This is a genomic window from Vreelandella halophytica (assembly GCF_968193635.1).
Window position 1 is genome coordinate 2,389,035 of sequence record NZ_OZ309107.1, and the last position, 12,270, is coordinate 2,401,304.

Genomic DNA, 12,270 nt, shown 5'->3' on the forward strand with positions numbered 1-12,270 from the left:
AGACGTGGGCCTCTTTTTGCGCTGGAAAGGTTCTCCCAGCCGCTACACAAGCGGGCCGGGCGCTGAAGACCGGCGCATTATGGCAAAAAGAAAGCCCCCGTGAAACGGGGGCTTGGGACAATCATTTTGTAGTTAAACTACTACAATGACGGGCTTTTTCGTGCTGCGCTGCGGTAATTTTTCAAACACTTGTTTGCCTTTAGTGCTATAGCCCAGGGCCTGCATGGGTTAAGCCTGTATGGCCTTTAAATACCGGCAACGCCTTGGCGACTACATAATTAGTGGATGACCGGCGCGGGACCTTCCGGATCGTCGATGAGCGCTTCGATTTGTGCCGCAGTGTAGTGATATTTCGTGTGGCAGAAGTGGCATTGGGTCTCTATTTCGCCCTGCTCGGCCAGAATATCCTTGAGCTCGGCTTCGCCCAGCGAGTGAAGTGAAGAGCTCATACGCTCGCGCGAGCAAGTGCAGCCAAAGCGCAGCGCCTTGGGTTCGAACACGCGCACGGTCTCTTCGTGGTAAAGCCGGTAGAGCACTTCGCGCTGCTCGAGCCCGAGGATTTCCTCGGTTTTGATCGTTTCGGCCAGGTGTACGCTGCGCTCCCAGGCGTCCACGTCCTGATTGTGCGAGGCGTCCGGCAGGCGCTGGAGTAAAAGCCCGCCGGCGGTTTTGCTATCGGCGGCTAGCCAAAGCCGGGTGGGCAGCTGCTCGGACTGGCTGAAATACGCCTCCAGGCAGGTGCCGAGGGTTTCGTGCTCGAGACCGACGATCCCCTGGTAGCGCTTGCCCTCTTTGGGGTCGAGGGTAATGATAATTTGGCCCTCACCGACCAGGTCGCGAAAACCGGCGCCCTCGCTGGGAAGCGCGCCCTCTTCGTTGAGCCTGGCAATGGCGCGCAGCTCGCCACCGGGGTTGGATTCGGCCATGAGTAGCGAAAGATCGCCCTGGCCGCGTACTTCGATACTCAGCGTGCCGTCGAGCTTGACCGTATCGGTCAACAGCGCCACGGCGGCCAGCAGCTCGCCCAGCAGCGTGTTGACCGCCTCCGGGTAGGCGTGGCGGCTGAGCACCTCGTGATAGGCCGACTCGAGGCTTACGATCTCCCCGCGCACGTTGGTGTGGTCGAACATAAAGCGTTGGATTTGATCAGACATAGGGGACCATCGAAAAAAATTGGGGGATATTGAGGGGGAGATTTACTCGCCCTGATTACGCTGAAAGCGCTGAATCTCGCGGCGCTGTTTTTTATCCGGGCGCTTTAACGGATGCTGCATCACTTCGTTATTGAGGCGGCGGGCCTCGGTTTCCTTGGCGCGGCGCTCTGCGCTCTCCTGAGTTTCGCTGTAGAGCGTACGCGCCTCCGGGGCGCCGCGGCGCTGGCCCGACAGGGTGAGCACTTCGACCTCGTAGATATCCCACCCCTGGGGTACACGGATCAGCGCGCCGACCTCGACATTCTTGCTGGTCTTAACGCGGTCACCGTTGTAGTGCACCTTGCCACCTTCGATGGCTTTTTTGGCCAGTGCCCGGGTCTTGAAAAACCGTGCGGCCCACAGCCATTTATCCAGCCGAACGCTGTCGCTCATTGAGGCTCTCCTTACTGCGTGGGGGTATCGCCTGGCAGCAGTTGGGCAAATCGGTCCAGGGCGATGAATTCCTGCAGCTCTTTTTCGGGACGCTGACTATCGGGCTGCTTGATGCCCATCAGGTATTTGATACCGAACTCCCGGGCGCTTTCGAGCACGCGCGGGTTGTCGTCGATGAACAGGGTGCGGGCCGGATCGAAGGGCTCGCGCTCTTGCAGCGCAAACCAGAACGCCTGCTCCTCTTTCGCAGCCCCCACATCTTCGGAGGAGATGATGGCGTCGAGATACTTTTCCAACCCCGTGAGCGGCAGTTTTAGCGCCAGGCTGGCTCGGTCGGCGTTGGTGGCCAGCACCACTCGAGGGTGGGCGTTTTTGAGCCAGGTGAGAAAATCCAGCGCGTCGCTGCGCAGGCCGATCAAATGCTGGACTTCTCGCTTCAACTCGACCACGTCTACATCGAGCTCGCGACTCCAGTAGGCCAGGCTATACCAGTTGAGCGTACCCTGCTCGCCGATGATGCGTTCGCGCAGCTCGTTCTGGGTGGCCTCGTCGAGCTTGTGTAGCTCGCCGTAGCGCCTGGGCAGGTGCTCGAGCCAGAAGTGGCTATCAAAGTGCAAATCCAGCAGCGTGCCGTCCATGTCCAGTAAGACGGTATCGATCTCGCGCCAATCAATCATGGCCACTCCGGTGTTGAAACGGTAAGCGTGCTATTGTAGCCCAAGGCGTTTTTTCGAGCCATGGAGGCCCTTATGTCCAGATCCGACTCCCCTCGCCCCGACCCGACTCAACCGGATACCAACGCGCAGGAAACGACGCTTTCGGGCTACCCGGTCAAGCCACATATTCTGGCGCGGGAAAGCGTGGCGAAAAGCCGCCTTTTCCATATCGAAGCGCTGGATTTACGCTTCTCCAACGGCGAAGAGCGCCGGTTCGAGCGCTTGACCGGCACCGACCACGCGGCGGTGATGATCGTAGCCATGCCGGACCCGGACCACGTATTGTTGATACGCGAGTACGCCGCCGGTTTCGAAGAGTACGCGCTGACCCTGCCCAAGGGGTTGGTGGACCCGGGCGAAGACGTGATCGGCGCGGCCAACCGCGAGTTGATGGAAGAGTGCGGCGTCGGGGCTCACCGCCTGGAGCCGCTCATTGAGCTGTCGCTGGCGCCGAACTACATGCACCACCGCATACAGGTGGTCATGGCCACCGACCTTTATGAGCAGCGACTCCCCGGCGACGAACCCGAGCCCCTGGTCGTCGAGACTCACGCCCTCGAGGACTTACCGGCACTTTTGATGCGCGAGGATTTCCACGAAGCCCGTGCGATTGCCGCGCTTTATATCGCCCGCGACAAGCTTCGTGACGAGAAGCGTGAAGATGCCATGGATTTGCTTTAGCGGGCGCCGCCAGTCAAGGAAGGCTGTCGCCTTCCATCGCCCAATGGAATTGGGCTCCTACAAGGGAGCGTGGCACCCGCCCTTTGTAGGAGCAGGCTTTAGCCAGCGATGCAGCGCAACGCGCTGCCGGGGTTGGTGGTGATGGCAAACTGCAATGCCTTCATCACCCAAGGGCGGCTAACGCCGCCATCGCCCAATGAATTGGGCTCCTACAATAGACAGTAGCAACCGTCATTTGTAGGAGCAGGCTTCAGCCAGCGATGCAGCGCTACGCGCTGCCGGGGTTGGTGGTGATGGCAACCTGCAATGCCTTCATCGCCCTAGGGCGGCTAACGCCGCCATCGCCCAATAAAATTGGGCTCCAACAAGGGAGCGTGGCAACCGTCATTTGTAGGAGCAGGCTTTAGCCAGCGATGCAGCGCAACGCGCTGCCGGGGTTGGTGATTATGGCAACCTGTAATGCCTTCATCGCCCTGGGGCGGCTAACGCCGCCATCGCCGATGTGTCGGACCACCAATGAATCGGGCTCCCACAAGGGATCGTGGCAGCCGTCATCCGCAGGGGTTAATAGGTAGTGAGCGCGGGCGCTGACTTTTGTAGTGCCTGGTTGACCCGGGCGAGCTTTTCGATGGAGGCCTGGATGTTCTCTTCTTGGGCGCCCTTGAGCCGGAAGGCATCCACGACGTTGGCCAGCTCGAACACCTCTATGGCCAGATTATCAGCGGACTCGGCGATCATTTGGACCTTGTGTGCGTTTTGCTGGGTGGTGCTGTCCATTTCGGCGATGGCGCCGTTGATCTGGCCGATGCCGCTACTCTGCTCGTCCGAGGCGCTGGTGATCGAGGCCATTAGCTCGCTGACCTGGCTGACCTGCTGCATGACGTTCTCGATCGAGCTTTCCGCTTGCTGAACCGCAGTGCGGCCGCCGTCTACTTCCTGGGTGGCGCTGGCGATCATGAGGCGAATTTCCTGAGCGGCGTTGGCACTGCGCCCGGCCAGGTTGCGCACTTCGCTGGCCACCACGGCGAAGCCGCGGCCGTGCTCGCCGGCCCGCGCCGCCTCGACCGAGGCGTTCAGCGCGAGGATATTGGTCTGGAACGCGATGCCGTCGATCACGCCGATCATCTCGGTCATTTTCTCCGCGCTTTGCGCGATGCGCTGCATGCGCTCGACCAACTCCTCCATCTGGTGGCGGGTATCCCGCGTGCTGCTGGCGTTCTGCCCGGCCAACTGGCTTGCCTGGCGGGCGTTTTCGGTATTCTGCGCAACGGTGGTGGTCATCTCCACCATGCTGGACGCCGTCTGGGCAAGCGCCGAGGCCTGTTGCCCGGTTCGCTGAGAGAGATTGTCGTTATCCTGGGCGATCTGCTCGACGGCCGGGGTTACCACGGACACCCGGTTTTCGACCTCGCCGACCAAGGCGGCCAGGCTAAAGCGCATGGTATCCAGCGAGTAGGCAAGATCGCCCAGCTCATCACCGCTGCGCAGTTGGTTACGTGCCGCCAAATTACCGGCGGCTACCTGAAAGGTCATGTAGCGCGCGCCTTCCAGCCCTTTGAATATCGACCGCAAAATAAGAATGCTCAGCCCCACCATCACCACAAGCCCCACCACCATCAGCAGCAGCTGGGCGAGCAGCCTTTGCTCACGCTCCTGGCGGGCTTCTTCCACCATGGCGGTGGCCTCGATGCGCTTGTCATCGACCAGCTGAGTGCTGAGCGTGCGAATCGACTCGGTGGTGGGCGCCACGATATCGTTGAACGCTTCAAAGGCGGCAAACCCGCTAGCCTCGCTCAGGGCGTCCATCGTTTGGGTGAGCCCCAGGGTCCACTGCGCAAGGGCCTCATCGAATGCCTGCACACTCGGGTGCTGCATGTCGTCATAGTCGAGATATGCCGACCACTGGGACTGGATCTCCTGCAAATACGCATCAACAGTGGACGCGAGCGCCTCCAGATCCGCGCGGCGAGGGTTACGCACGGCGGGCTCTACGAGCTCGACCGCCTGGCCGATGCGTCGCTCGATATTTTGCAGGCTTGCGATGGATTGAAGCCCTGAATGGTTGAGCAAATCCAGCCGCTCGCCTGCCTTGACCAGGCCCATGGCGCCCAGGCCCCCTGCCAACCCCAGTAGCACCAGCGCTATCAGCACCATCCCGGTGAGCTTGGCTTTCAAGCTACCCAACTGAAAACGGCTGATCAGCCCCAGTGCGCCTTTACGCTGTATCGTCCCTCTTTTGACCTGATAGCCGCGGGACTTACCCTTGTCGCGCATCTCGGCGTACACTTTTTGGGCCAACGCGATATCAGTCGGGGCGGCCTTGCGGCGCACCGAGGTGTAGCCCACGATACGGTCTCCATCGCGAAGCGCGGCTACCGTGGCGTTCACCCAATAGTGATCGCCGTTTTTACGCCGGTTTTTAACGAGGCCTTGCCAGGTGTTACCGGCCTTGATGGTGTGCCAGAAATCGCGAAACGCCGCTTCGGGCATATCCGGATGACGGATCATGTTGTGGGGCGAGCCCATCAATTCGTCCCGTGAATAGCCGCTGACTTTGACAAAGGCCGCGCTTGCGTAGGTAACGTTTCCTTCTAAATCGGAACGGGATATCAGTACGGTTTCGTCATCGAGCACGTACTCTTTTTGAGTCACAGGTTGGTTGTTTCGCACCTTGAGGTCCCGTCAACAATTGTTAAAAAGAATCGAATATTGTCATTATCCAGCACCCCCCAAGTTTTAATTCGAAGAATAGGCAAAAAAAACGCCACTCTTTTCATAGAGTGGCGCATTGAAGCTCAACCTGGCTGCTGGTGATTACTTGAATACGATATTCGCGACATCTTTATAACGATTAGCGAAGTGTACGGTCATTCCCTCTTTCAAGTAATCGGGTAACTCGTCGTAGTCGCGGCGGTTGGGCTCGGGCAGAATCACCTCGAAAATATCGCTGCGCCGGGCGGCGATCACTTTTTCGCGAATACCGCCTACCGGTAGCACTTGGCCGGTCAGCGTTAATTCACCGGTCATGGCCAGCGGCCGGTCGATCGCCTTTTTCGTGGCCAGCGATAAAAGTGCAGTGGTCATGGTGACGCCGGCGGAAGGGCCATCCTTGGGCGTGGCGCCTTCCGGCACATGAAGATGCACGAACGCCTGATCGAAAAAGGTCGGGTCGGCGCCATACTCTTTCAAATGCCCCAACGTATAGCTGTAGGCGATATTGGCCGACTCCTGCATGACGTCACCCAGCTTACCGGTGAGCTTGAAGCCGCGGTCCAGCGAATGCACCTTACCCGCCTCGATGGGTAGCGTTGCCCCGCCCATGGAGGTCCAGGCAAGACCGGTGACCACGCCTTCGCCCTTGAGTACTTTCTCTTTTCTAAACAGCGGTGCGCCGAGAAACTCCTCGAGGTTCTTGACCGAGATCTTGACGACCTCTTCTGGCTCTTCGAGTAGCTTGACCGTGGATTTACGCACGATGCGGTGAAGCTGCTTTTCGAGCTGACGCACACCGGCTTCCCGGGCGTAGCCTTCGATGACCTGCTTGAGGGCGGCATCGGTCAGGTTGATACGCTTTTTGGGCAGGTTGTTGCGCTTGAGCAGTTTCGGCCAGAGGTGGTGCTTGGCGATCTCCATTTTCTCTTCGGCGATATAGCCGGAGAGGCGAATCTGCTCCATGCGGTCCAGAAGCGGCCCGGGGATAGAGTCCAGGGTGTTGGCCGTGCACACGAACAGCACCTTGGAAAGGTCCATGCGCACATCGAGGTAGTGATCAAGGAAGTCGACGTTTTGCTCCGGGTCGAGCACTTCCAAAAGCGCCGAGGCCGGGTCGCCCTGGAAGGACTGGCCGAGCTTGTCGATCTCATCGAGCATGATGACCGGGTTTTCGACCTTGACCTCCTTGAACGCCTGCACCAGCTTACCCGGCATGGCGCCCACGTAGGTGCGCCGATGGCCCTTGATTTCGGCCTCGTCGCGCATACCGCCGACCGAGAAGCGGTAAAATTCGCGGCCTAGCGCCTCGGCGATGGAGCGGCCCACGGAGGTTTTACCCACCCCGGGCGGGCCAACGAGCAGTACGATCGAGCCACCCACGTCGCCCTTGAAGGTGCCTTCGGCGAGAAACTCGACGATACGCTCTTTGACGTCGCCCAGGCCGTCGTGATCCCGGTCCAGTACTTGCCGGGCGTGGGTCAAATCCAGCTTGTCCTGACTGGTGATCCCCCAAGGCAGCGAGGTGAGCCAGTCGAGATAGTTGCGGGTGGTGCCGTACTCTGGCGAGCCCGTCTCCAGCACGCTGAGCTTGTTGAGCTCTTCGTCGATGCGCGGTTGCACGCGCTCCGGCACTTTTAGCTCTTTCAGGCGGTCGCGGAAAGTGTCGACATCGTTTTCGCGGTCGTCCTTGGAGATGCCCAGCTCGCGCTGAATGACCTTGAGCTGCTCGCGCAGGAAAAACTCGCGCTGGCGGTCCTGCATCTGGGCGTTGACCTGCTCGCTGATCTCGCTTTGCAGCTTGGCAACGTCGATCTCCTTGCGCAGCAGCGGCAGCACCTTGTGCATACGATCCGCCACCGGCAGGGTCGATAAGACATCCTGGAGCTCAGGGCCCTTGGCCGAGGTAATGGCCGCCGCGAAGTCGGTGAGCGGACCCGGCTGGTTGGGGCTAAACCGGTTGAGGTAGTGCTTGAGCTCCTCCCCGTAGAGCGGGTTGATCGGCAGAAGCTCCTTGATGCCGTTGATGATCGCCATGGCGTAGGCACGGGTCTCTTCATCCTCGGCATCCACGGGCTCTTTGGGGTAGCTCACCTCGACCAGATACGGTGGCTCTTTCGAGAGCCAGCGTTGGATCTTGAAGCGACGCACGCCCTGGGCGATGAACTGAATCTGCTGGTCTTCGCTTTTGAGCTTGTGAACCCGAACGGCGGTGCCCATTTCCGGGAAGCTCGACTCGTCGAGTTCATCCACGCCCTGCTCACCGACGAAGGCGACACCGAGCGTATGATGCGGGGTATTGCCCACCCGGCGCATGGTTTCTTCCCAGCGCTCCTTGTTGATCACCAGCGGCTGGACTTGAGCGGGAAAGAAAGGCCGGTTATGGATAGGCAGAATGTAGATCCGCTCCGGCAGCATTTCACTGGCCGATACCAGCGAATGGGCCTTTTCGCCATCCGAGCGCTGTTCGTCGTCTTTCACACCGTCGTTGCCGCCGGGTTCGTCGTCGGTCAACCAAACCGGTGAATCGCTATCGTGTTGATGATCCTGGTCGCTCATGCGGCCTCCATAGGTGGGACGGGCGGTAGCGCCGCCTGGTATTACCCATGGAATGTGGGCAGAGCGAGGAAACTTCAACCCTTGGACCCTAGAACCCTTTTGCCTTACTGCCTTTCGGTTCGCTTTACAAGCCAAGCCGGCGGGCAGGTGCCTACTGGGGCCAAAGCTCGGGAATGGGGCGGCCGTTCACCCGCCAATTGCCGCGAATCACGTCGAACTGAAGCTCCCGGGTGCCGAGCGGAAGCCCCAGCCACAGCGCGGCGACCGTCGGCGCATCGTACCAGACGAAGTCGCCGTCGATTCGCTCCTTCCAGCGGCTACGCGCCTGGGCGTCGCCAAGCCCGGCCAGGCTGAGCGGCTCGAGCCGGCGTCCATCGAAAAACAGCGCCCCGTCCGCGTCGACGGTAATGCCCAACAGCGGGCTATCGAGGGCAATGCGGGTAACATCGAGCCGGGGCGAGTCGCTTAGAAGATGAAGCACTTCGGGCTCCAGGCGGGTCATGAAGCCTTCGGCCATGGGCCGGTCCGTATCGCCCCAGGCCGCCTCCTGACGGATGCGGCGAATGATTTGGCGCACGGCGTCGGCATTGAGCCGCGAAAGCTCCGCTTCGATTTCACCGCTCAGTAGCGGGGTATCCGGGGCTTCGCTGGGCACGCGTACATCGCCCACGGAAAGACTGCCTTGCAAGCGCAGCTCGCTTTCATCGAGCACCATGTAGCTTTGCAGGTCGATGGGCGCAGCCTGGACCTCGTAGCCCGGGTAGTAGAGCGTGGTGGTGTCGATGTGCAGGTGGTCGCGCTGGGCGAAATGGTAGGCGTCTTCGATATAGGTGTAGCGGCTTTCGAGGGTGGTGGGACCAAACGAAAGGTAAGCCTGACCGTCACTTAGCGTAAGCTGGTCGAACAGCGCGCGCAGTCGCCAGTCGCCAAACACGCCTTCCAGGCGCAGGCGGGCGCCGCGTACGTCGAGCTCTCGGCCATTTTGCTGAATGACGAAAGGCGCTAGCGCCAGGCGTAGCTCACTTTTACCACTCAAGGTATGGTAGCGCCCTTCCCAACGCGGCAGCGAAAGCGCGGATACCTCACCGACCGCCTTTTGCAGCGCGCTGTCCAGTCTAGGCACCAGGGTACCTTCGACATCGGTGCTCAAAAGCCCGTGACGGGCATCGTAGGTCAGCGCAAGCTGCCAGGGCCTGCCCAGAAGCGGTGAGAGCAGCACCCGCCCCCGGGAGGTCAGCCAGCCCTGGCGGCTTTCGCTGCGACTTACCCGCCACTCGCCGCGGGCCTCCAGGTCTTCCAGCGCCTGGCTCAAACTGCGCTCGAAAAGAATACTCGAAACCAGCTGAGCGACGGCCCAAACAAGCGCCGCCACCACGATGACCGGCACAATAAGACGTTCCTTACGCATGCCATCTCCCTGGATAGCCCAAGATTGACGCCCGGCTCAAGGCGCATTGCCCACTACGCTAAAGCAAATACCGCCGCGATAACATCCTTGAACGCGACCACCCGCCGCCGCTATAGCGTAGCGGGCGTTTCAGTGCAGCCAGAACCACAGGTGCATGGTGCTCCAGGCGTAGATCCCGGCCATGACGTCGTCGATCATGATGCCAAAGCCGCCTGCCACGCGCCGGTCGGCCCAGCGAATCGGCCAGGGTTTGAAGACATCGAAGATGCGAAAGACGATGAACCCCCAAAGCGCGGCCTCCCAGGAGAACGGCACGGCGGCCATGGTGATCCAGTAGCCGACGAACTCGTCCCAGACGATGCCGGAGTGGTCATGAACGCCCAGATCGTGGGAAGTTTTATCGCAAAGCCAGACACCGACCACAAAGGCCACGAACACCAGGCTCAAGTACCAGCCCAGCGGCAGATCCGCCATGATCCAGTAAAACGGAATGGCGGCGAGGGTGCCAAAGGTGCCTGGCGCCCAGGGCACCATGCCGCTGCCCAGGCCAAAGGCAAAAAAGTGGGTCGGGCGGCGCCAAACGCTCGAAGGTGCCTGGTTCATGGCGCTTCCTCGTTGAAATGCTGCCACCCTTGGGCGCTTTGTGCATCGACGCCACGCACCCCGGGCGTATCGCTACAGCGCCCAATGACGGTGAGCGCTACGCCAATCTGCGCCAGCGCCTGCTCGGCTTTCGCTACATTGCCCGGCGCCAGCGTCACCAACAGTTCGTAGTCATCGCCGCCACTTAGCATGGCCTGCAGCGCGCCGTCTCCCAGGGCCTCTTCCAGCCCGCAGGCTTTGGGCAGCGCCTCGGGGTAAAGCTCGGCTCCGACGCCGGAGGCCCGGCGAAGATGACCCAGGTCGGCCAGCAGGCCATCCGAAATATCCAGCGCGCTGCTGGCAAGCCCGCGCAGCGCGATACCCGCTTCCAACTGCGGTGTCGGCAGAAGATAGCGCTGCAAAAGCGGATGCGCCATGTCGCGCTCACCCTGCTGCCACATATAAAGCCCGCCGGCGCCGCCACCCAGCACCCCGGTCACGGCGATGAGGTCGCCGGGGCTGGCACCGGCGCGGGTGAGTGCTTCGTTATCGGGCACCTCCCCCATGACGGTCACACTAATGCTCAGCGCACCGGCGGTGACATCGCCGCCCACCAGCGCCGTTCGATGCTGGTCGCAAAGCGCATGAAAACCCTGCGCGTAGGCCTGGTACCAGCGGGTGGCCTCAAAGGCGTCGCGAAAGGCGTTTTGGGGCTGACTAAGCGCCATCATGCACCAGCGCGACCTGGCGCCCATGGCGGCCAGGTCGCTCAAGGCCACCGCTAACGCGCGGTGGCCGATAGCCTCGGCCGGGGCATCGGCGGGGAAGTGAACGTCAACGATCGATGTGTCGACGCTCACCGCCAGCTGACAGCCCGGCTGGGGCGTTAGCAAGGTAGCATCGTCACCGCAGCCCAGCGCCACACCGCTGTTGCCAGCCAGCGTGGGTGCGGGTTTTAAAAACCGTTCAATGAGTTCGAATTCGCCAAACACATGGGGCCCCTTGACGCGATCCAAGCGAACTCGCCTTAAAGCCGGCGAGCGCTTACCTCGGCACTGCGTAAGCGGTTGGCCAGCTTATCGAGAATGCCGTTAACGTATTTGTGGCCATCGGTGGCGCCAAAGGACTTGGCCAGCTCGACGCCTTCATTGATCGCCACGCGATAAGGCACTTCCGGGCGCTTGGCAAGCTCATAGGCGCCCAGGCGCAGAATGGCCAGCTCCACCGCATCCAGATCCTCCAGGCGGCGATCCAGTAGTGTGGAAATTTCGCGATCGAGCTCGGTTTTGTGACGCACGGTTTCGTGAAACAGGGTGTGAAACAGCGCCTTGTCGGCGATCTGCATCACCATGACCCAGTTTTCGTGGTCTTCCAGGTCGTCGTCGGCGAGCTGGCTACGAAACTCGGCCTCCACGGTGGAGGCCGACTTGCCGGTCATTTCCCACTGGTAAAGCGCCTGCACGGTCAGTTCTCGGGCGGCACGGCGCGCCTGCTGGGCAGCGCTTGGCTGACGCTCGCTCATGAACGCTCTCCGAGGGGTAGCGCGCGCAGCAGCGACACCATTTCCATGGCGGCCATGGCCGCTTCGGTGCCTTTATTACCCGCCTTGGTGCCGGCGCGCTCGATTGCCTGCTCGATGGACTCCACGGTCAGCACGCCATTGGCGATGGGGGTATCGAACTCGAGCTGAAGATGGTTGATGGCCGTGTTGCAGCCGCCCGCCACGTACTCAAAGTGCGGCGTACCGCCACGAATCACCGCGCCCAGCGCAATCACCGCCTCGGGCTTGATGGTTTTGAGTACCCGCTTGACCGCTAGAGGAAGCTCCCAGGCGCCGGGCACGTGCACGATATGAATATTGTCAGCGTCGACGCCGTGGCGCGTCAGGCTGTCTACGGCGCCTTCGACCAGGCTATCGACCACATGGTGGTTGAAACGCCCGACCACGATCACGTAGCGGCCGTCGACATCGACAAAACTGCCTTCAACTTGCGAAAGGGATTGCATCTATTTAATCCTACTTAATCAT

At 60.9% G+C, this 12,270-nt stretch carries 11 protein-coding genes; 1 reads left to right on the forward strand and 10 read right to left on the reverse strand.

The genetic code is table 11. From position 1 onward, the window contains the following. Positions 1-278: 278 nt before the first annotated feature. From hslO to yrfG, 3 genes are read right to left on the reverse strand one after another with little or no spacing between them, the layout of a single operon-like run. Complete coding sequence (gene hslO / locus ACWHXT_RS11115) at positions 279-1,154, reverse strand: Hsp33 family molecular chaperone HslO (RefSeq protein ID WP_447955879.1); 876 nt, start codon at positions 1,152-1,154, stop codon at positions 279-281. A 42-nt stretch (positions 1,155-1,196) separates the two neighbouring features. Continuing rightward, positions 1,197-1,586 carry a ribosome-associated heat shock protein Hsp15 gene (hslR, locus tag ACWHXT_RS11120; protein ID WP_447529229.1) on the reverse strand — a complete coding sequence of 130 codons (390 nt, stop codon included), beginning with the start codon at positions 1,584-1,586 and terminating at the stop codon, positions 1,197-1,199. 11 nt (positions 1,587-1,597) lie between these two features. Then, the gene (gene yrfG / locus ACWHXT_RS11125; RefSeq protein ID WP_447529230.1) at positions 1,598-2,263 is read right to left on the reverse strand and encodes a GMP/IMP nucleotidase; all 666 of its coding nucleotides are present in this window, start codon (positions 2,261-2,263) and stop codon (positions 1,598-1,600) included. Positions 2,264-2,335: 72 nt separating this feature from the next. On the opposite strand from yrfG, the gene nudE reads away from it, so the two are divergent. Beyond that, entirely contained in the window at positions 2,336-2,983 is a 648-nt protein-coding gene (gene nudE / locus ACWHXT_RS11130; protein WP_447955880.1) for an ADP compounds hydrolase NudE, read from the forward strand. 564 nt (positions 2,984-3,547) lie between these two features. Here the strand turns inward: nudE and ACWHXT_RS11135 are convergent. The 7 genes from ACWHXT_RS11135 to ribH form a co-directional block, all read right to left on the reverse strand. Beyond that, positions 3,548-5,653, reverse strand: coding sequence for a methyl-accepting chemotaxis protein (locus tag ACWHXT_RS11135; protein ID WP_447955881.1), 2,106 nt, complete (start codon positions 5,651-5,653; stop codon positions 3,548-3,550). Positions 5,654-5,797: 144 nt separating this feature from the next. Continuing rightward, a complete protein-coding gene (lon, locus tag ACWHXT_RS11140; protein WP_447955882.1) occupies positions 5,798-8,251 on the reverse strand; it encodes an endopeptidase La in 2,454 nt (817 codons plus the stop codon). A gap of 151 nt (positions 8,252-8,402) precedes the next feature. Then, entirely contained in the window at positions 8,403-9,659 is a 1,257-nt protein-coding gene (locus tag ACWHXT_RS11145) for a DUF945 family protein (RefSeq protein ID WP_447955883.1), read from the reverse strand. A 129-nt stretch (positions 9,660-9,788) separates the two neighbouring features. Continuing rightward, entirely contained in the window at positions 9,789-10,262 is a 474-nt protein-coding gene (locus tag ACWHXT_RS11150; RefSeq protein WP_447529235.1) for a phosphatidylglycerophosphatase A family protein, read from the reverse strand. After that, complete coding sequence (gene thiL / locus ACWHXT_RS11155) at positions 10,259-11,233, reverse strand: thiamine-phosphate kinase (RefSeq protein WP_447958034.1); 975 nt, start codon at positions 11,231-11,233, stop codon at positions 10,259-10,261. The genes ACWHXT_RS11150 and thiL overlap by 4 nt, the downstream gene beginning before the upstream one ends. Before the next feature lie 35 nt (positions 11,234-11,268). Then, positions 11,269-11,763 (reverse strand): transcription antitermination factor NusB, encoded by a 495-nt coding sequence (gene nusB, locus ACWHXT_RS11160; protein ID WP_447926397.1) that lies wholly within the window; start codon positions 11,761-11,763, stop codon positions 11,269-11,271. Further along, entirely contained in the window at positions 11,760-12,248 is a 489-nt protein-coding gene (ribH, locus tag ACWHXT_RS11165) for a 6,7-dimethyl-8-ribityllumazine synthase (RefSeq protein ID WP_447926398.1), read from the reverse strand. The genes nusB and ribH overlap by 4 nt, the downstream gene beginning before the upstream one ends. Positions 12,249-12,270: the final 22 nt, after the last annotated feature.

What these genes read in the sequence shown, in the direction of transcription:
- hslO (WP_447955879.1), bottom strand. Translation starts at nt 1,154, where the DNA reads ATGTCTGATCAAATCCAACGCTTTATGTTCGACCACACCAACGTGCGC.
- hslR (WP_447529229.1), bottom strand. Translation starts at nt 1,586, where the DNA reads ATGAGCGACAGCGTTCGGCTGGATAAATGGCTGTGGGCCGCACGGTTT.
- yrfG (WP_447529230.1), bottom strand. Translation starts at nt 2,263, where the DNA reads ATGATTGATTGGCGCGAGATCGATACCGTCTTACTGGACATGGACGGC.
- nudE (WP_447955880.1), top strand. Translation starts at nt 2,336, where the DNA reads ATGTCCAGATCCGACTCCCCTCGCCCCGACCCGACTCAACCGGATACC.
- lon (WP_447955882.1), bottom strand. Translation starts at nt 8,251, where the DNA reads ATGAGCGACCAGGATCATCAACACGATAGCGATTCACCGGTTTGGTTG.
- ACWHXT_RS11145 (WP_447955883.1), bottom strand. Translation starts at nt 9,659, where the DNA reads ATGCGTAAGGAACGTCTTATTGTGCCGGTCATCGTGGTGGCGGCGCTT.
- ACWHXT_RS11150 (WP_447529235.1), bottom strand. Translation starts at nt 10,262, where the DNA reads ATGAACCAGGCACCTTCGAGCGTTTGGCGCCGCCCGACCCACTTTTTT.
- nusB (WP_447926397.1), bottom strand. Translation starts at nt 11,763, where the DNA reads ATGAGCGAGCGTCAGCCAAGCGCTGCCCAGCAGGCGCGCCGTGCCGCC.
- ribH (WP_447926398.1), bottom strand. Translation starts at nt 12,248, where the DNA reads ATGCAATCCCTTTCGCAAGTTGAAGGCAGTTTTGTCGATGTCGACGGC.